The sequence below is a fragment of the Nodosilinea sp. AN01ver1 genome, from assembly GCF_050565655.1.
GTDB lineage: Bacteria > Cyanobacteriota > Cyanobacteriia > Phormidesmidales > Phormidesmidaceae > Nodosilinea.
In genome coordinates, this window is the sequence record NZ_JBNXVS010000031.1 from 24419 (window position 1) to 45206 (window position 20788).

The following is a 20788-nucleotide window of genomic DNA, read 5'->3' on the forward strand; positions in this document are numbered from 1 at the left end:
CTGGCTCTGGGTGTAAGGTGAGTAATGCACCAGCGCTGGCATTTTGGTCAGGTTGGCTTCATTCTCAGGGGCGATCGCCCGTTCTGTCGCGTTTTCATGAATTTTTCTATCTATCGCTTTGCCAATATGGCCGATACGCTGCCCCTTGCCTACTTCCCTCTGTTTTTGCACTGTCTGATTGGCCTGGTAGCCGCCCAGGTGGCCCAGCGCAAGGGCTACGACCTGGGACTGTGGTTCGTGTGGGGCATGATCGGCGGTACCGTGGCCCTGATCGATGCCTGGCGGCGACCCCGACGGCTGCCGATGCCATGAGCTCAGCCTTAACACAATGGCTCCGCAAGCTGCTGCCCAACCTGGACCACCGGGTCTGGATTTTGGCGGCGGGACGGCTGCTGTCGCAGGTGGGGATTGGCTTTACGCTGTTCTACGCGCCGATTTTTTTTACGACCCAGGTGGGGCTATCGGCCACTCAGGTGGGCCTGGGGATCGGCCTGGGCTCGGTGGCGGGCATCGGGGGGCGGTTTTTGGGCGGGTCGCTGGTCGATTCGCCCACGGCGGGGCGGCGACCGACGCTGCTGGCCTCGGCCCTGGTGTCGGCGGTCGCCGACGGCGTTTTGATTTTGGCCAACAATTTTCCCATTTTTCTGCTGGGCAATCTGCTGATGGGGTTTGGGGTGGGCCTGTACTGGCCCGCTGCCGAATCGGTGGCGGCGGATATTACCCGCCCCAAGCAGCGCAACGAGGCCTACGCCCTGGTGCGCCTGGCCGACAACATTGGCCTGGGGGTGGGGGTGATCGCTGGCGGAGCGCTGATCTCCCTGACCGGGGCCTACCGGGCGCTGTTTGCCATCGACGGCGTCACGTTTTTGCTGTTCTTTGGCATTATCTACGTCGCCATTGCCGAGACGCGCCCAGCGGATAACCCGGCGCGATCGCTGCTGCAGGGCTGGGGCCACGCTCTGCGAGACACCAGCCTGATGGTGTACGCCCTGGTGAATGTGCTGTTTACGGGCTATCTGGCCCAAATTCAAAGCACGCTGCCCCTGTACTTAAACCGTTTTGCGGGCGGAGAGCAGACCATTAGCGAGGGCACGCTGAGCCTGCTGTTTACCGGGCACGTGGTGCTGGCGGCGATCGCGCAGCTGCCGGTGGCCCGCTGGCTCAACCGCTACCGCCCAGCCCAGGGGCTAATGGTGTCGGCGCTGCTGTGGGGGCTGGGCTTTGGGCTGGTGTGGCGATCGGGCACGGGCAGCTTGCCGCTGGTCTGGGGCGGGCTGGCCCTGGGGGTGATGGCGCTGGCGATGGTGGCCTACACGCCGATTGGCTCGGCGCTGGTGGCGGCGATCGCGCCCGAAACCCTGCGCGGGGTCTACCTCTCAGTCAACTCGATGTGCTGGGCGGTGGGCTACCTGATTGGCCCACCGCTGGGGGGCTGGGCGATCGACCAGGGGGCTGCCGTCGCCCACGGCTTTTGGCTGGGGCTGGCGGCAACGGTGGCCCCAGCCCTGGTCATCCTGGTCTGGCTCGATCGACGGCTGCGCCGCCAGGGTGTCTAAGCTGTCAGGCCCGTCTAAAGGGCTAAATCTGGTCCCACATCACGTTGAGCCCGTCGGGCAGCGTGCTCGAAATCTCTTTGATCTGCGCTTCAGACAGCTCTTCGCGGGCAGCGGAGAACACTGCAATCACCACCCCTTCTGCAGAGGTGTCTTTAGGCAAGCCGCCCTCCTGCTGAATGCGACGCAGAAAGGTTTCAGTATCAATTTTGAGGGGAGGCCGCAGGCGGCTGAGCACTCGCACAATCGGGTTGTCGTCCTTCCAGAGGGCGGCGATTTCGTCGTCTTTGAAGGCGGCTTCGGTGCGATCGGCAGCCTCAGTCGTCATCAGGTCTCGCATGGAGCGAAACACCACCAGGGTCAGGTCACGGGCGTCGTAAATATCGGGCAGGTTGGCCCGCTGCATGACTTTTTCTAAAAAAGCCCGTTCGTTAGCGCTAAATTTTTCAGATGCCATAGTGCTTTGCCCAAGTTTGCCGCGATAGTCGACACGGCCAGTTCGGCCCGATGGTATCACGGCGAGAGGGCACGACGATCTCCCCATCGGTGGCAACCAGAAACAACCCTGCCTTTGCTTACGGATTGACTGCTTTGACTTGCCAGGTGCCGTTGGCTTGGTGGTCGTAGAGGGTGCGGGTTTGGGGGTCGCCGCGCAGCTCTAGATGGTCAACGCGATCGGGAGCCAGCAGCACCAGACAAAAGGCAGCCGGGGGTGTGGCCTCGATATCGCGGGGCGAAAAGTCGACCTCAGGTTTGCGGGGCTGAGCGGGGTGGGGCCAGTAGAACTGCTGACGGGCGCTGTCGGAGAGGGATTCCCAAATGTTCTGCCGAGCGCGTTTAAGTTCAGAATTCGAATCGGCGGCATCCACCACCTGAATGGGGCCAGCCAGCCGAAACTGCTCGCGGGTGTGGGTAAAGTACCAGCAGGCCTCGGCCCAGGGATGAACGGCGATGTCGGCCACTTTGGCGCTGCGCTGGTCGGTAACTACCGTCAGCGTATTGGTATGGGGCAAAAAGTCGCGAAAGACAACCGTTCGGTTGGCAGGATGGCCCGTGGCGGTGACGGTCGCCAGCTGAAAATAGCGGCTGTAAGGGCGGCTGCGATTGCGGTGCAGGGCGCGGGCTAGGGCACTGCGCCAGGGGGCCAGGGCGGTCTCCTTCAATAGAGCCCCCGACAGAGATGGATCAGAATCAGACATACTGGAGATTAGCCTTATTTCGGAATGGGAGCTTTCCCGGCCTGGGTGATAGGCATTCCAGGCGAGCGTGTACTGAGTGAGTTTGCAAGTATGACTGTTGCCATCCTATTGCTAATTGCAGGTGGAGGCCTGTTGCTGGTGGGGGCCGAGGCCCTGGTGCGGGGAGCTTCTAAGCTAGCCGCGCTGCTGGGCATTTCGCCTTTGATCATTGGCCTTACCATTGTGGCCTATGGCACCAGCGCTCCAGAGATGGCGGTAAGTGTGCAGTCGAGCCTGGCCGGTCAGGGCGATATTGCCCTGGGCAACGTGATTGGCAGCAATATCTTTAATGTACTGGTGATTTTGGGGCTGTCGTCGCTGGTGGCCCCGCTGCCGGTGGCGCAGCAGCTAATTAAGCTAGACGTGCCAATTATGGTCGGCATTTCGGTGCTGCTGCTGTTCTTTTCCCTTGATCGCCTGCTGCAGCCCAGCGACGGGGTAATTTTGTTTATTGGCGGCGTTGTCTACACGCTGTTTTTGATCTACCAAAGCCGCAAAGAAACCAATGCCGAGGTGCAGTCGGAGTACGACCGGGAGTATGGCCCGACCCCGGTAGGGCGCACCACCTGGGTTACCAACCTGGTGATGATGGCCGTTGGACTGGTGGCGCTGGTGGTGGGGTCGAGAATGTTTGTCACCGGGGCGGTGAGCATTGCCCAGGCGCTGGGCGTGAGCCAGCTGGTGATTGGCCTGACCATCGTAGCGGCGGGAACGTCGCTGCCGGAGCTGGCCACCTCGGCGGTGGCGACGTTTCGGGGCGAGCGCGACATTGCCGTGGGCAACGTGGTCGGCAGCAACATTTTCAACATTCTGTCGGTGCTGGGGGTGACGGCGGTGGCGTCTGGGGTAGGCATCAGCATTCCTAACTCGGTACTGCACTTTGACCTGCCGGTAATGGTGGCGGTGGCGCTGGCCTGCCTGCCGATTTTCTTGACCGGCAACGTGATTTCGCGCTGGGAGGGGGTGCTGTTTAGCAGCTACTACGTGGCCTATGTGGCCTACCTGATTTTGCGGGCCGCCGACCACGACCAGCTGGGGCTATTTAGCCAGGTGATGATGCTGTTTGTGATGCCGCTGACGGTGGTAACGCTGGCGCTGGTGGTGCTGAAGTCGCGCCCCCAAAAACCATCGACGGCGGCTGAACCGGAGGTCAGCGTACCGAGCGATCCCCACTCCCGGTAGGATGGGTAGCACCATCGTTGATCTGCACCTATGGCTATAGCGGTTGATTTTGGCACCAGCAATACCGTCATTGCCCGCTGGAACCCGGCGACAGAAGGCCCTGAGACACTGGCCCTGCCGGGTTTGAGTTTGCAGCTGGCGACGGTACCGCCTCTGGTGCCCAGCCTGATCTATGTGGAGAAGCCCCAGGCCAATGGGGTGGTGGTGGGGCAGGCGGTGCGCGATCGCGGCCTTGACATTGCCGCCGACCCCCGCTTTTTTGCCAACATTAAGCGCGGCATTGGCACGCCACTGCAGGGGTTTTTGCCCGATATTGATGGAGAATCGCTGACCTTTGAACAGCTGGGGGAGTGGTTTTTGCGATCGCTCTTGACCCAGGTGCGCCCGCTAGTGGGGGAAGACGACAGCCTGGTGCTGACGGTGCCGGTAGACAGCTTTGAGACCTACCGCCTGTGGCTGGGGGATGTAGCCACCGCGCTCGATTTCAAAGAGGTGCGGCTGATCGACGAGCCGACGGCGGCGGCCCTGGGCTATGGGCTGACCGGGGAACAAACCCTGCTGGTGCTCGACTTTGGCGGCGGCACGCTCGACTGGTCGCTGGTGCGGCTGGTGTCTCCGGTGCAAAAGCAGCCGGTGGGCTTTTTGCTCAAGTGGCGGGGTCAGGGGGCCGAGCAGACCAGCGCCCAAAAGCCTGAGGTGGCGCGGGTGCTGGCCAAGGCGGGTGAAAACCTGGGCGGGGCCGACATCGACCAGTGGCTGGTGGCGCACTTTCAAACCCAGGGGGTGCCCGATGGCCCTGTGGTGCAGCGACTGGCGGAACGGCTGAAGATCGCCCTGTCGACACAGACCGAAGCGGCGGAAGCCTACTTCGATGACGAAACCTTTGACACCTACGATCTGGCCCTCACCCGCGACCAGTTCGAGGGCATTCTCACCCAGAACCAGTTCTTTGAGCGGCTGGAGAAGGGGCTGGCGCAGGTGCTGCAGCAGGGGCAGCGCCAGGGCATTGATGCGGAGGCAATCGACGCGGTGCTGCTGGTGGGGGGTACGGCACAGATTCCGGCCCTGCAGCGGTGGGTGGCAGAGCGATTTGGAACGGAGAAGGTGCGGTGCGATCGCCCCTTTGAAGCGGTGGCCCAGGGAGCGCTACAGGTGGCTCAGGGCCTGGCGATCGAAGACTTTCTGTATCACAGCTACGGCGTTCGCTACTGGGATCGGCGCAACAACCGCCACGGCTGGCACTCGATTTTGCCCCAGGGGCAGCCCTACCCCATGAGTGCGCCGGTTGAACTCACCCTGGGCGCTTCGGTGGAAAAGCAGCCCAGTATTGAGCTAATCATTGGCGAGCTGGGGGCGGCCAGCACCCAAACGGAGGTGTACTTTGAGAACGGTCGGCTGGTGACGCGGCAGCTGGGCGGCGATGCCCCCTCGGTGCAGCCGCTCAACGATCGCGAAGGAGCCCGCACGATCGCGCAGCTCGACCCGCCGGGGTTTCCGGGCAGCGATCGGGTGCGGGTGCTGTTTCGGGTAGACCGCGATCGGCTGCTGCGCATTACGGTAGAAGACATTCTCACCGGCAACACGCTGCTAGATAACGAAGCTGTCGTGCGGCTGAGTTGATTCAAAGGCTGAAGCATCTCAGCGGGTTGTTATGATTTTCTCAAAGCAAAATTAAGGAAAACTATGGCGATCGATCCTTACGAACCTGAATTGGCAAAGCGGCAAAAGGCGTTTCAAATTGCTTCTAAACAGCTTAATGAGTTACTAAATCTCAACGTGAGTCTTGCCCATCAAGGGAAGGTAGAGTTCATTGAAAAATTTAGTGATGCGTTGGAAGCCCTGCGAGATTACGAGCACACGGGGCGAGAATTATCTGATTGGATAGCGCAGAAAAAATAAAACGCCTTACCGCAGCTATGGAACAGGTAAACCCAAAGGATTTTGTCCGTTTTCGCGACAGCGTTCTGTAAAGCCAATCTAATCTGTAGGAAAACAGTTTATGGAGCCAAGAGTTACAGTTATTACCCTTGGCGTTGACGATCTTGAAGCGTCGCTGCGGTTTTACCGAGATGGGTTAGGGTTTGCGACCGACGGCATTGTTGGTCAAGAGTTTGAGTACGGCGCAGTAGTTTTTATCGATCTACAGCCGGGTTTGCGACTTGCCCTTTGGCCCCGAAAAAGCATTGCCAATGATACTGGGCTGCCCTTATCTGTGCCCAGTGCCACGGAGATGACGCTGGGCCACAATGTCGCTTCAAAAACGGCGGTAGATGCGGTGATGGGCCAAGCCGCGGCGGCGGGGGCGGCGATCGTCAAGGCGGCTCACGATACGTTTTGGGGTGGCTACTCGGGTTACTTTCAAGACCCCGATGGTCACCTGTGGGAAGTGGTTTGGAACCCGGCCTTTTTGCCCCAGTAATGACTATTTTAGGATGAGAGCATGGAAACGCTGACCCTGACTCGACCCGACGACTGGCACCTGCACCTGCGCGACGGCGAGGCGCTGAAGGCGGTTTTGCCCCACACGGTGCGGCAGTTTGCGCGGGCGATTGTAATGCCTAACCTGAAGCCCCCTGTGCGTACGGTGGCCGAGGCGGCGGCGTACCGCGATCGCATTCTGGCAGCAGTTCCACCGGGTCAGCCGTTTGAGCCGCTGATGACCCTCTACCTGACCGACAACACTCGCCCCGAAGAGATTTTGGCGGCTAAGGAGGCCCAGTTTGTCAAAGCGGTGAAGTATTACCCAGCCGGGGCGACGACGAACTCCGATGCTGGCGTGACGGAGATTAGCAAATGCGATCGCGTTTTTGAGACGATGCAGCAGGTCAACATGCCGCTACTGCTGCACGGGGAGGTGACCGACCCAGGGGTTGATATGTTCGATCGCGAGAAGGTGTTTATTGAAAAGTACCTGATGCCTCTCAAGCAGCGCTTTCCCCAGCTGCGGGTGGTGCTAGAGCACGTTACGACCTCAGAGGCGGTGGAGTTTGTGCTGGCGACGGACAATGTGGCGGCCACGATCACCCCCCAACACCTGTTGTTTAACCGCAACAGTCTGTTTCAGGGGGGCCTGCGACCCCACTACTACTGCCTGCCCATTTTGAAGCGCGAAACCCATCGCCAGGCGCTTTTGCGGGCGGCGACCTCAGGCAACCCCAAGTTTTTTTTGGGCACCGATAGCGCCCCCCATCCCCGCAATAGCAAAGAGAGTGCCTGCGGTTGTGCGGGGTGTTTTTCGGCGCTGCACGCAATGGAGCTGTACGCAGAGGCGTTTGAGAGCGTGAATGCCCTCGACAAGCTGGAGGCGTTCGCTAGCTTCTATGGGCCAGACTTTTACCAGCTGCCCAGGAATAGCGATCGCATTACCCTGAGCAAAACGACCTGGCGCATTCCCGACGAGCTGCCGTTTGGCGACACCGAACTGGTGCCGCTGCGGGCCGGGGAAGCGATCGGCTGGAAAATGGTCTAACGCAAGAGATTCCCCCACCCCCCTTGAGAAGGGGGGCAAGAGTTCAATGGTCTTGAGAGCCCCCTTTTTAAGGAGGCAGCACAGCGGGGAATCTGCAGTCTGCAACCTTGGCTATGCCGCTGGGGGCGGAATGCGGCGGGTCATGACGCTGATGTATTCGCCGCTGCGCCCGGTGGGGATGGGGTCGATCCAGCCGATTCTGTCGCAGTAGCGCAAGACTTCCATGCGGTTGATGGCGTCGATGAGGGCGTTGTAGTCGCCGAGCAGTATGTGGCAGAGGCGGTCGGGCTGGTAGGTGGGCAGCCGAAAGCTGGTGGGGAGGTTGGGCTCCCCGGTGGATGAATTAAACATGACGGGTATCTCCGTTTTCGGTAAAGAAAACGGGGAATGGTCTAGCTTTGTCCCAAAGTGAAGGTAAAAAAGACGCTAGATCCTAGAATGAATCCAGGTTATCGCCAGCTTACCGCGCTAAGTTGGGATGACTTAGGGGATTTGAGGAGTGCCACCTCCTCTCTTCCCCGCCCAGAGTCATTCCCCGTGGCAAAGCATAGTACAGTAAGCCCGATAGGAGTGCAACCGTATTGGATGAGGGTTTTGTGGACAGGCTGAAAATTTTGTTAGCGCTTGGGTAGGTGGGGGGTGGTAGGGCGATCGCGAATAAAGTAGAACTTATCTACAGGTAGCAGAAGGATCATGACTGAACTTCTTCAAAAAGCTATTTCCATTTGCAATAGCCTATGACAAAGCGAGAGAAGCTGCTTGAGCGATTGAAGAATAACCCCAATAATGTAAGGTTTTCAGATATTCGTAAACTACTGGAATATGAAGATTTTGAGCTAGATCGGACTACAGGCAGTCATCATATCTTCATCAAAGGTGAACTCACGCTGGTAATTCCAGTACACAACAACAAAGTTAAATCGGTATATGTGAAGCGAGTGCTTGAGTTGATCGATCAGACCAATAGCTGATCTATAGCAAGGAGAAAAGTCGATGGCTGCTTTGAACTACCCAATTGTGATTTACCCTTGTGATGAGGGGGGCTATGTAGCCGAGGTGCCAGCCCTTAAGGGCTGCTTAGCCCAAGGGGAGACACTGGCTGAAACGTTGGATGAACTAGAAATTGTAAAACAGCTATGGTTAGAAACCGCTGAAAAGCATGGCCACACTTTACCTGATATAAACTGGGCTATGGAGAAGGTAAAGGCCTTAAGTTATAGCACCTAAATATAAGACTGAACTACTTCAACAGGCCATTGCAAAGGTTCTAAAACTGTTGGGCGAGGAGCAAGATGCGATCGCAACATGAATCGTTGGGCTCTCATGCCCGTAGCGAGGCCAGACCAGACTCTGATGTTGATAGGTTAGCTATCCTTACAAGTGCCGTTAACCTCGGTCAAGAAATTGCCAACATCAGCGAGTTCCTGGCTGAACTCTCCTTAGAGTACGACAAGGTTGTTGGCTGTCTGTTTATGGATGAGACCCGCTTCACCACCTGTCAAGGGCCGTTACTACGCAACATTCGGCGTGAAGGCATTGCTCTATGACAGAAGACTTAAAGATCAGTGGCCCGTTCACCGACCCTGCATATAATTGAGTTATCACTCTTGAAGTTGAATCTTCGCCATGAGTAACCTGATATCCACCAGCTTCACCATCGAAACCGAGCAAGAAGAAGACGGTCGCTGGATTGCTGAGATTTTAGAGATTCCTGGTGCCCTAGTTTATGGCGATAACCAGCAGCATGCCGTTGCTCAGGTCAAAGCCTTAGCCCTACGTGTGATTGCCGATAAGCTAGATCATGGTGAAATTGATTTGGGCCTAGCTAGTCTGACCTTTGTCGCGGCGTAGAGCATCCTTGTTATGAGCCAGTGGTCATCGACAAAAGCCAAGAAAGTGCTGGCGGCTCTAGAGAAAATTGGCTGGCGAGTAAAGCGCCAAACCGGATCGCACAAAATTCTTGAGCGCGAAGGCTGGAACGACTATGTCTTTGCCTTCCGAGATAGTGACGAAATTGGCTCTAAAATGCTGACTCGTATCGCTAAAAAAACAGGGCTAACCCCTCAAGACCTGTAATTTAGGGCACTCAAACTGCTGAAGGAAGCTTCATCAGCCCTACGTGCCGATGAAATTTTGACCGTTAGGCCACTCTCCCAAGCAGGTTAGACAATCAGCGAGTATATGGTCTCAGTAAGTCCGTGGCTTCAAGTGCGTCACGCAGCGCGATGCAACAGCCATGCAATTGGTTAGAAGCCGTTATCCTAGAAAAGCTGAGTTTTGAGGGCTACGCAGTGCACCCAGACCCCATTCATGTGATCGGCGGCGGGCTGGCCGGTACCGAGGCCGCCTGGCAAATTGCCCAGGCCGGGGTGCCCGTGGTGCTGCACGAAATGCGTCCGCAGAAAACGTCGCCCGCCCACCACAGCGAGCATGTGGCCGAGCTGGTGTGCAGCAACTCGTTTGGGGCGATGTCGAGCGATCGCGCTTCGGGCCTGCTCCACGAAGAGCTGCGGCGGCTGGGCTCGGTGGTGATTGGCAAGGCCGACCAGCACCAGGTGCCCGCTGGCGGCGCGTTGGCGGTCGATCGCGGCATCTTTAGCCAAGACCTGACCACAACCCTAGAGCAGCACCCGCTGATTGAGCTGCGTCGCGACGAGGTGACGAGCATTCCTGACGAGGGCATTGTGGTGTTGACCACTGGCCCCCTGACCAGCGAGGCCCTGTCGGTGGAGCTGGAGCGATTCACGGGGCAGGGCTACATGAGCTTTTTTGACGCCGCCAGCCCAATTGTGGTGGGCGAAAGCATTGACCAGTCGGTGGCATTTATGGCGTCGCGCTATGATCGGGGCGAGGCGGCCTACCTCAACTGCCCTATGAATAAGGAGCAGTACCTGCACTTTTGGACTGAGCTGTGCCATGCAGAGCAGGCCGAACTCAAGGATTTTGAGCGCGAAACGGCAAAATTTTTTGAAGCCTGTCTGCCAATTGAGGAGATGGCGCGGCGGGGCGAAGACACCATGCGCTACGGCCCCCTCAAGCCGGTGGGTCTGTTCGACGCGCGGCTGGGCGATTTCAAAGCGCCTGAGAATAAGAGCAAAAAGCCCTACGCTGTGGTGCAGCTGCGCCAGGAAGACAAGGGCGGCCAGCTGTGGAATATGGTGGGCTTTCAGACCAACCTGCGCTGGGGTGAACAGGCGCGGGTGTTTCGGCTGATTCCTGGTCTGGAAAATGCCGAATTTGTGCGCATGGGCGTGATGCACCGCAACACGTTTTTGAACTCGCCTGAGCTGCTGCACAACACGATGCAGTTTAAGGCCCGCCCGACCCTGCTGGCGGCGGGGCAGCTGGTGGGCACCGAGGGCTATACGGCAGCGGTGGCGGGCGGCTGGCTGGCGGGGACGAATGCGGCCCGGCTGGCACTGGGCCAGGAGCCGCTAAGCCTGCCGGTGACGATGATGCTGGGGGCGCTGGTCGATTTCATTACCTCGGCGGAACCGAAGCACTTTCAGCCGATGCCGCCGAACTTTGGCATTTTGCCGCCGCTGCCGACTAAGGTGCGCGGTAAGAAAGAGCGCTACGGCCAGTACCGCGATCGCGCCCTTAGCGATTTAGACCAGTGGGCCAGCGATCGCCATCTGGCGCTGCACCACCTGCCGTTGAGCGCCATAGCTTAAGCAGGTTGCTTCGCGTCTACCGGGTGGTGCACCCCAGCAGATTTTTGCCTCTACCTCACGGACTATTGCATTACCTTAACAGTTTGCTAAAATTTTCAACGATTAAGGGAAGGTTATAATCAGGTTAATAATATCAAGGGGGTGACTCATGACCCAATTCAATGCTTCTAATCGCCGCGATCTCGATAACTTTCTTTGCCCCCGCAGCCGCTACTACGGTGAGTTTTCGCCCCAGCAACTCACATTTAACGCCAATCTACAAGAGTTTGCGCACCGAATAAGCTATATCTCGGGCCTGCAGACCGGCGGCAAAATTTCGCCCGATGAAGCCTATAGCCAAATTAAGTCGCTTTACAAACAGCTTAAGCGGAGCAAGAAAGGGCTAGAAATTTAAGCCTGGAGTTGCTAGATAGGCGGCGTTAGCATAGGTGAAAACCCGGCGATCGCGTTTTCTCTAACCTACAATTTAGCGGTAAATACGGTCATTCTTTGCAGCTTAGCAGGGGGTGGCCGTATATTTTTTGTGCCTACAGATACCGATTACAAAGTAAAGTTTCATCGACTAGTTGCGACATCAGAAAAAGCTCCAGATCGCAAATCCCACATTGAGACCAATTCAACTATTTCCTGGTCTTAATAAAAGACAAGGTAGACTTACCAGAATGATATGTGTCTTATATTGAGACTCATTAAGAGCAAAATAGGTCTAACCTCAATCCAGCCAAGTCTTAAATCAAGACAAACTTTTTGTTTTTGAGACGATTGGAGCGCCTGGAGGGAAGGATCGGAGGACGTCAGGATGCCTGTTTTGGCTGGCGATCGGCAGCACAGGACGATCTGCGATATGCTTTTGAGTCTCAATGCGAGTCCATTTCTGCGCGTTCTGAGTCTTTTGTCAGGACATTTGAGTCTCAACATCAGACTTTTCTGATAGCGCTATGCTCTAGTCTGATTGCGGTGGGTTGGTTCTGTTGATGGTGCACAAACTTCCGCGCTACTCGGCCAGGCGGGTGCGGCGCGACCGCAAAATGCTTTATGAAATTGAGGGGCGCTGCTACCCCGGTGTGACCACGGTACTGTCGGCGACTAAACCCCAGGCGGCGCGGGAGGCGCTACAGCGCTGGCGACAGCGGGTGGGGGTAGAAGCTGCTCAAAAAATTTCGGGTACGGCTTCCTCGGCGGGCACTCGGCTACACAAGCAGATTGCGGCCTATCTGAATGACGAAACCGTCGAAATTTCGGCTGATTTGACGGGGTACTGGGAGTCTTTGCAGCCTGTGCTGGCCCAGGTTGACGAGGTGCTGCTGGTGGAGGGGGCCGTGTGGCACGAGGCTGGGTTTGTGGGGTTCCCTGATGCGCTGGTGGTGATGAAGGGAGAGCTGCACCTGTGCGATTGGAAGACGGCGCTGCGGCCCAAGCAGCCCCAGTGGCTAGAGGATTATTTTTTGCAGATTGCGGCCTATCGGCAGGCGGCGATTCAGGTCTATGCCGACTTTGGTTTGGAGGTGCAGAAGGGGCTGATTGCGATCGCCCTGGCCGATCAACCCGCCCAGCTCTTTGAGGTGGCGCTGACCGACATGGACGATCACTGGCGGCAGTTTGAGCAGCGACTGCAAGAATTTGAGCGGCGACGGCTGAGGCCGTAGGTGATTGGGCTGGATAACAAACGGGCGATCGCGAGCCCATAACCCCATGCCCGCGATCGCCCGTTCGTAGCTCAAGACGCCCTAGTGAGAATGCCCCTGAAGCTGCCCGCGAATGGCCCCATCGGGAAACTGGGGGTTGTGAACGTTGATGTAAAAGTCAGAGGGGTTGCTCAAAATGCGCTGCACAATGCCTGCTTCGCCTGAGGGGAACTTGCCCTCTTCGCCCTCCGTTAGACAGTCGCCCGCATTGCCGTCTTCGGGGCCAGCCAGTGCGGCAACGACCGGGCCATTCTCTCCCATGGCTCCTTCGTGAATGTGGGCAGCCATGCCTTCGCCCACCGGAACCTGCTGCACGCCAGATACTTCTAGGACGTAGCACAACGTGGTTGGATCGCCGTCAACGCCAAACACGTAGGCACTGCCGGTGCCGGTGGCGTCTCCCACCACCTGGCTAGGGTCGCTGCCGACTTCGGCGCTGCCGTCGAGGTGGGTTTCTAGAATGGTATTGGTGTGGCCTGCATAGGCGCTTTGGGGCAGGGTAACGCCAAAAGTCAGGGCTGCTGCACCCAATGCGAGGCTAAACCCCTGAATCTTGTTTTTCATGTTTGTTCTCGCTCAATCCTGTTTGCGGTCAACGTAAAAATGGCTTGGAGCAGTTATGCCGTCGGGCTGGCCGCTCCTGTATTTTTAGTACGGGTGACACGCCGAATTGGATTCATGGCCAGCCAGGACGGTAATTGCCAAATCACAACTTGACTGGGCTACCGCAACGCTTTGGTTTGAACGATCGCCAGCGCCATTGCTCCGGCAATCAGGCCCCAGAAGGCGGAGCCAATGCCGAGGAGGGTAACGCCGGAAGCGGTGACGAGGAAGGTGATCAGGGCGGGTTCGCGATCGCGCTCCTCCTTCAGGGCGGTAAACAAGCCATTGCCGATGGTGCCGAGCAGGGCTAACCCGGCGATCGCCAGCACCAGCTCGGGTGGAAAGGCGGCAAAGACAGCGGTGACGGTGGCCCCAAACAGGCCAAGCAGCAGGTAGAAAAAACCAGAGGCGATCGCGGCCACGTAGCGTTTATCCGGGTCTTCGTGGGCTTCGCGACCCATGCAAATGGCGGCGGTAATGGCGGCCAGATTGATCGCAAAGCCGCCAAAGGGAGCCAGCAGCACCGTGGCGGCCCCCGTCCAGCCAATCACGGGCGAAATGGGCACGGAGCCATAGCCCGAGGCTCGCAAAACCGCTACCCCCGGCACGTTCTGTGAGGCCATCGTCACCACAAACAGCGGCAGGGCAACGCCAATGAGCGCCCCCAGCGAGAACTGAGGCCCGGTGAACACGGGCCGGGCCAGCTGCAGGCTGACGGTATCGAACTGAATTTGGCGCTGGAGGGCGGCGATCGCGATACCCACCGCCAGCGCCCCCACCACGGCATAGCGAGGGCTGGTGCGGCGCATCCATAAGTAGACGCAGAACATGGCAAAGGTCATCGCAAACTGGGTCTGCATGGCCGTAAACACATCCAGCCCGAAGCGCAGCAGCACCCCGGCCAGCATTCCCGCCGCGATCGACAGGGGAATGCGGTTCATCAGCCGCTCAAACCAGCCGCTAAACCCGGCCAGGGTAATCAGCAAACCCGACACCAAAAAGGCCCCGATCGCCTCAGCCATCGGCACTCCTGCGGCGGCGGTAATCAGCATGGCGGCCCCCGGCGTAGACCAGGCGGTCACAACCGGGGCCCGGTAGCGCAGCGACAGGCCAATGCTGGTGAGCGCCATGCCCAACCCCAGCGCCCACATCCACGACGCAATTTCGGCTGAGGTGGCATTGAGGGCCTGGGCGGCCTGAAACACCAGCACCGCCGAGCTGGTAAAGCCCACCAGCACGGTGACAAAGCCCGCAATAATGGCCGATAGCGAAACGTCTTTGAAAAATGCCCTGGTCATGGTGGCTGAGATGAATGTCTGACCCGAGGCTACCGAACCTCACCCCGGCCAGTCTTGGACGAAATTGCCCTGGCGGTACTGACCAGGGGTAACGCCAAAGGCTTTCTTAAAGGCGCGGTTGAGGTGGCTCTGGTCGCAAAAGCCGTGGGCGATCGCAATGTCGGCAATGGGCTGGTCGGTGTGGAGCGATCGCTTGGCCTGCATGAGCTGCCAGTGGCGCTGATAGCTGTGGGGCGGCAACCCCACCTGCTGCCGAAAGCTGCGAATTAAATAAAAAGGGCTCAGCCCCACCTGCTGGGCCAAAGTATCGATAGAAATATTGTCGGCGTAGTGGGTTTTGAGGTAAGTCTGCACCTGGGCCAGAGCTTTGCTGGTTGGCTCTGGCTGCCGCCAGCGGCGCTGCCTGTCGCCGTAGCGATCGATTAAATGGGCCATCAATTCCAGCAGCAGGGAGTCTCGCTCTAGCTGCGGCGTGGGCTGGCTCAGGGCGACAAACAACCGGCTAAACATCGCCTGCCCAAGGGCATCGGGGCTGGTCTGGAGGGCGATCGCAAAGTAGGGCAGCTCTGGCCCTGGCCACTCTAGCTGAGCCAGCATCTGCTGCATCTTGGGCACGCTGATGTAGAGGTTGCGAAAGCCCCAGCCTGCCTCAGCCTGCACCTGCCCAGTATGCACCTCGCCCGGATGGATCAGCTTAAAGCTGCCGGAGTTGGCGTAGTGGTGGTCGCCCCGGTAGAAAAAGCTGCCCAGACCCGCATGGGTGAAGCCAATGGTGTAGGCCTCGTGCATGTGTTTGGCAAAGGTGTGGCGGTAGAGCTGGGCGTTGTATAACTCTATGCCCGCCACCCCAGACTGCCACAGGCGAGAAACCTCGGTTCTTGGCGTTCCTGCTGGCGGTTTTGAACCGGTCATTGGGCAACCCCGGCAGCGATGAGCGGGCGCAGGTAATCAACCCAGCGGGCATACCCTTCGCCATTTAAATGAACGCCGTCGGCAGTACAGGCCCCATCAATCTCGCCATCGACCACAAACAACGGGTGGAGATTGACGTAGCGGTAGCCCAGAGCCTCTGCCAGAGCAGCAATTCCCTGATTAAGCTGAAGGATTTTGGGGTTGATCCCCGGAAAAGCTGCATCGCTAACGGGCAGCACACTCTGCACATAGACCTGGGTTTGGGGTGCGCTCTGCTGAATCAGGGTCAAAATTTGCTGGTAATGGCTGAGCACCTGATCGGGCGATCGCCCCAAAACAATCAGGTCATTGATGCCAATCATCAAAAAAATTGCCTGAGGTGGTGTCTTGAGCAGGCCAGGCAAACGCCGCAGCACGCCGCTGGTGGTGTCGCCGCTAATGCCGCGATTGCGAATTGTCACGGCAGAAAACCAGTCTGACCATTCCCCCTCGTCGGTGATGCTGTCGCCCAGGAAAAGGATATCGTCTGTGCTGACAGTCAGTTTTTCGAGCTGGCTCTGCCGCTGGCGATAGTAAGGACTTTGGTAAATGGTCATTTCTGGATTAGTTTTGCGGTGCCACCGCGCCTGCAAATAAGCCCATCCGCCTCGACGAGCAACGACTAGAACCCCAGCGGCCACAAATGCAATGTTTAGGCCGATAGAAACTAGACTTATCCAGCGAACGGCAGCCATTGGTCTTGCTCACTAAATTCTCCCCACTACCGTAAAGCATTGCGGGGAGAGAACCCAGTGGTTAGCTAAGGCAGCAAAAGCAAAAGGGCGCAGATTCCCAGCACAAGCAAATTCTAGGAACCCTAAATCCATTCAATCGTCTCGCCTTGGGACCAACTTGAATCATTACAAGTCTTTTGGTTTGCGCTATGAGTCTCAATGCTGGACCAACCATGTAATCCTATCAACGGTCTGTCGGGGTCGATTAAGTAAGCCAGCCCGAGCTGCTTCAGCTACCCTTGCAGAGGAAGGATAGTTGGCATTCGACTACAAATATCCTCTAGAAGGCTGCGAGAAGGCCTTTGAAAAGGTCGAAAATTTAGTCCAATTTTAGTCCATCAAAAATTCAGTCTTCGCCAAACCCGCTTTTCATGGGACTTTCAGGGCTTTGATAATTTGCGTGATACGCAACTATTCAAGGCCTGAGAGCTGCCTCAAGATCTCTTGGGTCATAAGGTGGTCGGAGAGTTGATCGGCTTGCCCGGCCTCTAGAGCAGACTGGATTAGATGTCTGAAGTTGCTGTAGCCAGTTTTGTTGTAAGGGTGATTTTTCGGCAATGTTTTCACCAGAATGGCTAGCGCCTGCATATAGAGAGGTTCCGCTTCGCCATAGCGCCCCATCGACTTGTATAGCTCAGCCAGATTATTCAGGCTGGTGGCCGTGTCAGGATGATCGGCCCCCAACTGCTGTTTTCGAATCGCCAGCGATCGCTCGTAAAGGGGTTCCGCCTCGCCATAGCGCCCCATCGACTTGTATAGCCCAGCCATATTATTTAAGTCAGTAGCAACGTCGGGATGGTCTTTTCCATAAACCTGTTCATCAATGGTGATCGCTCGCTCGTAAAGGGGTTCCGCCTCGCCATAGCGCCCCATCGAGTTGTATAGCAAAGCCAAATTATTCAGGCTGATAGCCATAAAGGGATGATCGGCCCCCAATTGCTGTTCGCAGATAGCCAGCGATCGTTCATAGAGAGGTTCCGCCTCGCCATAACGCCTCATTGCACGGTACAGCTCAGCCAGATTATTCAGGCTGTTGGCCACATCAGGATGGTCGGCCCCCAACTGCTGCTCTCGGCAATTGAGGGCATTGTGATAGGCCACCTCAGCCTCGTCATAGCGAATCTCGTTTTCAAGAGCTTTGCCTAGGTCGTTGTATAAGCTACCTAAAAGCGGAGAGTCTGGGTCTTGGGCCAGCAATTCATCAATCTGCTGCTGCAAATCGGCAGGGTCGGCTGTGGGGGAAGTGGGGGGCTGCTCCTGGCTCTGGCTCTGGCCACGCTCTGGCTCAAACGCCCAGGCTACAGGCTGCGAAAACTCAAACACGCCCCCTCGCCAGCTCCAAAAATCTGGCGCTTTGTCGGCCAACTGCGAGGCAATGCGCGGCGTCAGCCACAGCACCAGCGGCAGCTTAAACTCCCGCAGCGATTCCCGCGTCCACTGTAGCGAAAACAAAAACTGTTCCAGAGCCGATCGCTCTTGATTCAGCCGCAGCCCCAGCAGCTCATCGGCCCCCAAAACAGTCACTACCGCAGCGGGGCTAGTCTCTAGCTCCGGCTCTTGCTCGACATGCTCTTGCAGACTTTGCTTCAGACTGGGCTGGCGCAGGTCAATGCGAATGCGATCGCACCTTGTCCCCTTTTCCCGCAGCTCCGCTTCATAGGTGTCGATAATCTCATCGCGATACTTCCAGTTGTCGCAGATTGCCACCAGCAAATTTAGCCGCCCATAGCTCGACTGTATCGACCACACCAATCGGCGCAGCTGATGTTTATTTTCGGCAGCGACATCGTCCACGGTTGACCTCACTCAATCAGTTGTTTTTGCTTCAGCAAATCCACCACAATCGGGTGCACGTCATACCACAGCGCATCGTTTTCATACTCCAGCACCATCAAACCGTGGAGCAGTTTGACAAAGCCGTCGCTGCTGGCATCGGGAGTTTCAGCGGTTTTGTACACCCCCACCAACAGATCGTACAGATCGCTACCAATCTGCCGGGCAAAGTCGTGGCGCAAATTCCGCAGCGCTACCGTCAAAATCTCATCATTTATTTTCACGCTGTCGCTGTCGGGCTCAATTTCGAGCTGCACCATGCACTCCGTGCAGCATTCACGGGCAATACGCACCAGCTCTCGCATCACGCCCCCGCTTTTCAGCACCATCTGTCGGGCCGTCTGAGCATCCACCAAATCCTCGGGCAGCCGCTTAGCCAGCACCTTCAAAAACACATCAAAGGTTTTTGCAACTGGCTCGGCCTCAGGGTTATGGCAGTCGGCCTTGGCAAAAAACTTCGCCACCGGAAACAAATGCGGTCGCACCACCCCTTCAGAATTGAGTGCCCCCATCACCTGCGGCTCTTGCACCGCCGAAACTGGAATGGTGAACACCACCCGAAACTGGGGCGAAAACAGCGACTTAATGTTGTTGCGGTAGATCTCTTCCACCAGGGGCAGATCGAGCTTGTCCAGGTCGTCAATGATCACCAAGACGGGCTTTTTAGTCGTAGTTTGAATCGCTGCCGCCAGGCGATCGCACTTGCCCACCAGATCAGAAATCCGCTTCTCAAAGGTTTTTTGTAGCTCATCGCGAAAGCTTTTTTCCTGCTGAAGCTTGGCTGTAACTACCTTGATATCTCCGCCCAGCCCCATTTCTCCCTTGGTGGCCTGACTAGAGGTTTGGGTATGCACAGTGGTATTCCAACCCAGCAGCGATTGTTTGATATCCTCCGCTACTGAAATGCGCTGCTTAGTAGCCTGACTCAGCAGCTTGATGGCGATCGCATAGAGAATATTGACGTGGGTAATGCCGCTCATCTCAATCAGATCTGCGATTGAGAAAAACACCACAGAATGATTGGGCTGCATCTCAATCGCCAGACGCTTCAGCAGCGTAGACTTGCCGCAGCCCCGGTGGCCCGCAAAAATAAACTTGCCGTTTTTAACCGACGCCTCAATCTCGCGCTTTAGCCGCACCATCACCGGCAGGCCGTAGTCCACGCGAAACCGCTCAATATCCTCCGGTTCCACCAGCGGAAACAGGTCTAAATCTTTGTAGGCCTGCTGATATCGCTCTAAAAGCGCCTGATCCATGCCACCTGGTGCCAACGAAACCCCTTTATAGTACCGCCTCAGCCCAATGCCAGTTGAGAGACCTGACAACAGAACTGTTCCCTTAAATAGAGGCGGGGTTAGCGCGAACCACGTACTATCGGGCCAGGTGAGCTAAGTCTAGGGAGGTAGCGCCCTCGACCGTTGAGATAGCTCACCAGCCTTATCTATAGACCACTGGAGATAGACAGCCCAATGCAGCTAGGAAAATGGGTCGGCCTGCTGGCCTTAGGGGTCTCTATCTACTTGCTTTGGAGCATTCGCCAGGTGCTACTGCTGCTGTTTGCGGCGGTGGTGATAGCGACCGTGCTCAACCGGGTGGTGCGGGTCTTGCGGCGGCTGCACATTAAGCGGGGATTTGCGATCCCAATCACCATTGCCCTGCTGCTGCTGACCGTCTTTGGCATTTTTGCCATCATCCTGCCGCAGTTCATCAATCAGCTGCAAAACTTGAGCGGGCTGCTGCCAGCGGCGATCGAGCGCCTGAGCAACCTGTATGACTGGTTTCAGAGCCGCATTCCCGGTGCGGCCCTGGGCGAAAACCAGGGGATAAACCGCCTGCTAGATCAAGCCCAATCGCTGATATCTAGCACCGTCGGCAATTTTTTTACTATCCTCAACTCGTCGATCAACGTGGTCGTGAGTCTGTTGCTTGTGCTGGCGGCTACCGTTATGCTGCTGGTCAATCCGGGCTCTTACCGACGCACCTTCATTGCCGCCTTTCCTGCCTTTTACCGCGATCGCGTCGACGACATTTTGAGCCAGTGCGAGCATTCCCTGGTGGGCTGGTTTCAGGGCACCCTGGCGGGCATGGTGACGATCGGCACCCTGAGCTACATTGGGCTGCTCATTTTGGGTGTGCCGCTGCCCCTGGTCAATGCCATTCTGGCCGGGCTGCTAGAGATTATTCCTAACCTCGGCCCCATTATCAGCGCGGTGCCACCGATTCTACTGGGCCTGTTAGACGCGCCCTGGAAAGGGTTTGCCGTGCTGATTCTGTACTTTTTAATTCAGCAGGTTGAGAGCCTCGCCCTGGTGCCCTTCCTCATGAAGCGCACGGTATCGCTCATGCCGCTGTTTACGCTGCTGTCGGTGGTCGTATTTGCGTCTTTGTTTGGTCTGCTGGGGCTATTTTTGGCGGTGCCCCTGCTGATTGTGGTGCAAATTTGGCTGCAAGAAGTGCTGGTCAAAGATGTGATGGATCGCTGGCAGGTGCCCTCGTCTAGCCCCAGCCGAGAGCAGCTACCCTAGCGATAGGCCTTGCGATCGCCCTGGTGCAGGCGGGTGACTAGAG

General features: G+C 57.3%; 25 protein-coding genes. 16 read left to right on the forward strand and 9 right to left on the reverse strand.

From position 1 onward, the window contains the following. Nucleotides 1–24 precede the first annotated feature (24 nt). Nucleotides 25–312 (forward strand): hypothetical protein, encoded by a 288-nt coding sequence (locus ACQ4N7_RS20360; protein WP_430713322.1) that lies wholly within the window; start codon nt 25–27, stop codon nt 310–312. Further along, nucleotides 309–1556, forward strand: a complete 1248-nt coding sequence (locus ACQ4N7_RS20365; protein ID WP_430713323.1) for an MDR family MFS transporter — start codon at nt 309–311, stop codon at nt 1554–1556. Before ACQ4N7_RS20360 ends, ACQ4N7_RS20365 begins: the two co-directional genes overlap by 4 nt. Nucleotides 1557–1578: 22 nt before the next feature. On the opposite strand, the gene ACQ4N7_RS20370 is transcribed toward ACQ4N7_RS20365, so the two are convergent. Together ACQ4N7_RS20370 and ACQ4N7_RS20375 are read right to left on the reverse strand one after the other, a co-directional pair. Next, nucleotides 1579–2010, reverse strand: a complete 432-nt coding sequence (locus tag ACQ4N7_RS20370) for a DUF2267 domain-containing protein (RefSeq protein ID WP_430713324.1) — start codon at nt 2008–2010, stop codon at nt 1579–1581. Between the two features lie 118 nt (nt 2011–2128). Then, nucleotides 2129–2752, reverse strand: coding sequence for an Npun_F5749 family FMN-dependent PPOX-type flavoprotein (locus tag ACQ4N7_RS20375; protein ID WP_430713325.1), 624 nt, complete (start codon nt 2750–2752; stop codon nt 2129–2131). A gap of 90 nt (nt 2753–2842) precedes the next feature. On the opposite strand from ACQ4N7_RS20375, the gene ACQ4N7_RS20380 reads away from it, so the two are divergent. The 5 genes from ACQ4N7_RS20380 (at nt 2843) to pyrC (ending at nt 7442) form a co-directional block, all read left to right on the forward strand. Beyond that, a complete protein-coding gene (locus ACQ4N7_RS20380) occupies nt 2843–3973 on the forward strand; it encodes a calcium/sodium antiporter (protein ID WP_430713326.1) in 1131 nt (376 codons plus the stop codon). Nucleotides 3974–4003: 30 nt separating this feature from the next. Further along, nucleotides 4004–5593 carry an Hsp70 family protein gene (locus ACQ4N7_RS20385; protein WP_430713327.1) on the forward strand — a complete coding sequence of 530 codons (1590 nt, stop codon included), beginning with the start codon at nt 4004–4006 and terminating at the stop codon, nt 5591–5593. Between the two features lie 63 nt (nt 5594–5656). Beyond that, nucleotides 5657–5872, forward strand: coding sequence for a hypothetical protein (locus ACQ4N7_RS20390; protein WP_430713328.1), 216 nt, complete (start codon nt 5657–5659; stop codon nt 5870–5872). Between the two features lie 100 nt (nt 5873–5972). Further along, complete coding sequence (locus ACQ4N7_RS20395; RefSeq protein WP_430713329.1) at nt 5973–6392, forward strand: VOC family protein; 420 nt, start codon at nt 5973–5975, stop codon at nt 6390–6392. A 21-nt stretch (nt 6393–6413) separates the two neighbouring features. Further along, nucleotides 6414–7442, forward strand: coding sequence for a dihydroorotase (pyrC, locus tag ACQ4N7_RS20400; protein WP_430713330.1), 1029 nt, complete (start codon nt 6414–6416; stop codon nt 7440–7442). 111 nt (nt 7443–7553) lie between these two features. Here the strand turns inward: pyrC and ACQ4N7_RS20405 are convergent, their stop codons facing one another. Then, a complete protein-coding gene (locus tag ACQ4N7_RS20405) occupies nt 7554–7793 on the reverse strand; it encodes a hypothetical protein (RefSeq protein ID WP_430713331.1) in 240 nt (79 codons plus the stop codon). Between the two features lie 386 nt (nt 7794–8179). Between ACQ4N7_RS20405 and ACQ4N7_RS20410 the strand changes: the two genes are divergently transcribed. From ACQ4N7_RS20410 to ACQ4N7_RS20445, 8 genes are all read left to right on the forward strand, one after another. After that, complete coding sequence (locus ACQ4N7_RS20410) at nt 8180–8413, forward strand: type II toxin-antitoxin system HicA family toxin (protein ID WP_430713332.1); 234 nt, start codon at nt 8180–8182, stop codon at nt 8411–8413. A gap of 31 nt (nt 8414–8444) precedes the next feature. Next, complete coding sequence (locus ACQ4N7_RS20415) at nt 8445–8669, forward strand: type II toxin-antitoxin system HicB family antitoxin (RefSeq protein WP_430713370.1); 225 nt, start codon at nt 8445–8447, stop codon at nt 8667–8669. 65 nt (nt 8670–8734) lie between these two features. Beyond that, nucleotides 8735–8989, forward strand: a complete 255-nt coding sequence (locus ACQ4N7_RS20420) for a nucleotidyltransferase domain-containing protein (RefSeq protein ID WP_430713333.1) — start codon at nt 8735–8737, stop codon at nt 8987–8989. A gap of 79 nt (nt 8990–9068) precedes the next feature. Further along, the gene (locus ACQ4N7_RS20425; RefSeq protein WP_430713334.1) at nt 9069–9293 is read left to right on the forward strand and encodes a type II toxin-antitoxin system HicB family antitoxin; all 225 of its coding nucleotides are present in this window, start codon (nt 9069–9071) and stop codon (nt 9291–9293) included. Between the two features lie 12 nt (nt 9294–9305). Further along, a complete protein-coding gene (locus ACQ4N7_RS20430; protein WP_430713335.1) occupies nt 9306–9518 on the forward strand; it encodes a type II toxin-antitoxin system HicA family toxin in 213 nt (70 codons plus the stop codon). 149 nt (nt 9519–9667) lie between these two features. Beyond that, nucleotides 9668–11116: an FADH(2)-oxidizing methylenetetrahydrofolate--tRNA-(uracil(54)-C(5))-methyltransferase TrmFO gene (trmFO, locus tag ACQ4N7_RS20435; RefSeq protein WP_430713336.1), complete on the forward strand. Its 1449-nt coding sequence runs from the start codon at nt 9668–9670 to the stop codon at nt 11114–11116. A 148-nt stretch (nt 11117–11264) separates the two neighbouring features. Then, nucleotides 11265–11510 carry a DUF7219 family protein gene (locus tag ACQ4N7_RS20440; RefSeq protein WP_430713337.1) on the forward strand — a complete coding sequence of 82 codons (246 nt, stop codon included), beginning with the start codon at nt 11265–11267 and terminating at the stop codon, nt 11508–11510. A gap of 580 nt (nt 11511–12090) precedes the next feature. After that, nucleotides 12091–12762, forward strand: coding sequence for a PD-(D/E)XK nuclease family protein (locus tag ACQ4N7_RS20445; RefSeq protein WP_430713338.1), 672 nt, complete (start codon nt 12091–12093; stop codon nt 12760–12762). Nucleotides 12763–12843: 81 nt separating this feature from the next. Here the strand turns inward: ACQ4N7_RS20445 and ACQ4N7_RS20450 are convergent, their stop codons facing one another. From ACQ4N7_RS20450 to ACQ4N7_RS20475, 6 genes are all read right to left on the reverse strand, one after another. After that, entirely contained in the window at nt 12844–13365 is a 522-nt protein-coding gene (locus tag ACQ4N7_RS20450) for a CHRD domain-containing protein (RefSeq protein ID WP_430713339.1), read from the reverse strand. A gap of 158 nt (nt 13366–13523) precedes the next feature. After that, nucleotides 13524–14702: a benzoate/H(+) symporter BenE family transporter gene (locus ACQ4N7_RS20455; protein WP_430713340.1), complete on the reverse strand. Its 1179-nt coding sequence runs from the start codon at nt 14700–14702 to the stop codon at nt 13524–13526. Between the two features lie 39 nt (nt 14703–14741). Further along, the gene (locus ACQ4N7_RS20460; protein WP_430713341.1) at nt 14742–15614 is read right to left on the reverse strand and encodes an AraC family transcriptional regulator; all 873 of its coding nucleotides are present in this window, start codon (nt 15612–15614) and stop codon (nt 14742–14744) included. Continuing rightward, nucleotides 15611–16348 carry a GDSL-type esterase/lipase family protein gene (locus tag ACQ4N7_RS20465; protein WP_430713342.1) on the reverse strand — a complete coding sequence of 246 codons (738 nt, stop codon included), beginning with the start codon at nt 16346–16348 and terminating at the stop codon, nt 15611–15613. Before ACQ4N7_RS20465 ends, ACQ4N7_RS20460 begins: the two co-directional genes overlap by 4 nt. Before the next feature lie 450 nt (nt 16349–16798). Further along, nucleotides 16799–18181 (reverse strand): tetratricopeptide repeat protein, encoded by a 1383-nt coding sequence (locus ACQ4N7_RS20470; protein ID WP_430713343.1) that lies wholly within the window; start codon nt 18179–18181, stop codon nt 16799–16801. Nucleotides 18182–18189: 8 nt separating this feature from the next. Next, nucleotides 18190–19476, reverse strand: a complete 1287-nt coding sequence (locus ACQ4N7_RS20475; RefSeq protein ID WP_430713344.1) for a P-loop NTPase fold protein — start codon at nt 19474–19476, stop codon at nt 18190–18192. Between the two features lie 213 nt (nt 19477–19689). Between ACQ4N7_RS20475 and ACQ4N7_RS20480 the strand changes: the two genes are divergently transcribed. Further along, nucleotides 19690–20745 (forward strand): AI-2E family transporter, encoded by a 1056-nt coding sequence (locus ACQ4N7_RS20480; protein ID WP_430713345.1) that lies wholly within the window; start codon nt 19690–19692, stop codon nt 20743–20745. The last annotated feature ends 43 nt before the right edge of the window (nt 20746–20788 follow it).